Origin of the sequence: Kitasatospora sp. NPDC091257 (assembly GCF_044757675.1) — a bacterium.
GTDB lineage: Bacteria > Actinomycetota > Actinomycetes > Streptomycetales > Streptomycetaceae > Kitasatospora > Kitasatospora lactacystinica.
On sequence record NZ_JBIVVI010001335.1, the window covers coordinates 1 to 2,311 of the forward strand.

Annotated in this window: 1 protein-coding gene; it reads right to left on the reverse strand. The window is 76.8% G+C overall.

Annotated features, from left to right (window positions below; all coding sequences use genetic code 11):
- Positions 1 to 80: 80 nt before the first annotated feature.
- Positions 81 to 2,311: amino acid adenylation domain-containing protein (locus tag ACIQOV_RS37980; RefSeq protein ID WP_401055330.1), on the reverse strand; the 2,231-nt coding region annotated here is incomplete at its 5' end.

Here is a 2,311-nt window from a genome sequence, read left to right on the forward strand (position 1 = left end):
CCCCGGAACGCCCCCGGAACGCCCCCGGAGCGCCCTCGGGGCCCGGCTTCCACTGCGCGCGGAAGCCGGGCCCCGCCCGCTCAGCCGGAGAGGCGCCCGGCCGCCTCCTCCTCGGTGAGCGCGTCGATCTCGGCGATCAGCAGCGCCTCGATCCGGGCCGCGAGGGCGGCCGGTGTGCTGCTCTCGAACACGTCGCGGATGGGGATGTCGAGTCCGATCCCGGCCCGGATCCGCGCGGCGACCCGGGTGACCAGGAGGGAGTCCCCGCCGAGCGCGAGGAAGTCGTCGAACACCCCGACCCGCGGGACTCCGAGGACCTCCTGCCACAGGTCGGTGACCAGCTGCTCGGCGTCGGTGCGCGGCGCGACGTAGCCCGACCCGGCGGCCGGCCCGGGGTCGGGCAGGGCCGCGAGGTCGGGTTTGCCGTTCGGGGTCAGCGGCAGCCGGGCCAGGGTGAGCACGGTGTCCGGGACCATGTAGGCGGGAAGCCGCAGGGCGAGGTGCTCGCGCAGCTCGGCCGGTCCGGGCTCGGCACCCGGGCACGGGACGGCGTACGCCAGCAGTCTCCGGCCGTCGCGGACCAGCACGGCGGCCTGCGCGACGGCCGGGTGCGCGGTCAGCGCGGACTCGATCTCCGCGGGCTCGATCCGGTAGCCGCGCAGCTTCAGCTGGGCGTCGCCGCGCCCCAGGAACTCCAGCCGGCCGTCCGCCCGCCACCGGGCGCGGTCCCCGGTGCGGTACATCACGCCGCCGAGGAACGGATCGGGTACGAAGGCGGTCGCGGTCAGGTCGGGCCGGCCCAGGTAGCCCCGGGCCAGGCCGCTGCCGCCGATGTACAGCTCGCCCTCGGCTCCCCGGGGCAGCAGCCCGCCGCGCTCGTCCAGCACGTGCAGCCCGACCCCGGGCAGCGGGCGGCCCAGCGAGGGCCGGCGCTCGGTGTCGGCCGCCGTCAGCTCGGCCGCGGTGACGATCACGGTGGCCTCGGTGGGGCCGTAGGTGTTCACGAGCCGGACGGCGTCCCCGTGCCGTCGGCGCCACCGGGCGACCGTGTCGGCGCGCGCCTCGGAACCGCCGATGACCACCAGGCGCAGTGCCTCCGGCCAACGGGTCTGCTCGCCGAGGCCGACGAGCTCCTCCCAGTAGGCGGTCGGCAGGTCGAGCACGGTGACGGACCGGCCGGACGGGCCGTCCAGCAGGTCGGGCAGGGTCCGGCCGCCGCCGGGCAGCAGCACCACGCATGCCCCGGCCGCCAGGGCCGGCCAGAGCTCCTCCACGTGGGTGTCGAAGCCGAGGGAGGCGAACTGGACGATCCGGTCGGCGGGGCCCAGCGCGTAGCCGTCCGGGCCCGTCATCCAGTCGACCCGGGCGGACACCGCCGAATGGTCGACGGCGACGGCCTTCGGCGTGCCGGTGGACCCGGAGGTGTAGAGGACGTAGGCCAGGCCCCGCGGGTCGGGCCGGGCGAGGTCGGCGGTCCCGGCGCCGGGCAGATCGGCGGTACCGGCGCCGGGCAGGTCCGCGCCGGTGAGGGTGAGGACGGCGTCGGCCTCGCGGACCATCAGGGCGCGGCGGTCCTCGGGGTGGGCCGGGTCGAGCGGGAGGTAGGCGGCGCCGGCCTTCCAGACCGCGGTCAGGGCGACGACCAGGTCGAAGGAGGGCGCCATCGACACCGCGACCACCCGGCCGGCCACCGGGCCGAGCCGGTGCGCCAGTTCGGTGGACCGCCGGTCGAGTTCGGCGTAGGACAGCGTCCGGCCGTCGCAGTCCAGGGCGGGCGCGTCCGGCCGCGCGGCGACCTGGTCCGCGAACCGCTCCAGCACCGTTCGCACGGTGGCGGGAGCCGTCGGCCCCGCGCCCAGGGCGAGCAGCGCCGCCCGCTCCCGCGCTCCGACGAACCAGTCGCCGTGCAGGGGGAGTTCCGGGTCCTCGACGATCCGCGTGTACAGCTCGCGGCACCGGCCGCCGAGCGCCTCGACGGTCTCCCGGTCGAAGAGCTCGCGGTCGTAGCAGAAGGAGAGCGTGATGCCGCCGTCGGCGGTGCGCCAGCTGTCGAGCAGCAGGTCGGTCTTGGCCTGCTCGAAGCCGGAGTCCATGCTCGTGGTGCGGACGCCCGCGGGCAGCGCGGGTTCGCCGGAGCCGTCCGCGAGGTCGTTCTGGCTCTGGTGGACGAAGACGGCCTGGTAGAGCGGTCCGGCTCCGGTGTCCGCGGGCAGGCCGAGGTGGGCGGCGAGCCGCTCGGCCGGGGCGTCGGGACGGCTCAGGGCGGCGAGCGCGGCGGACCTGGTCCGCTTCAGCACCCCGCGGAAGTCGG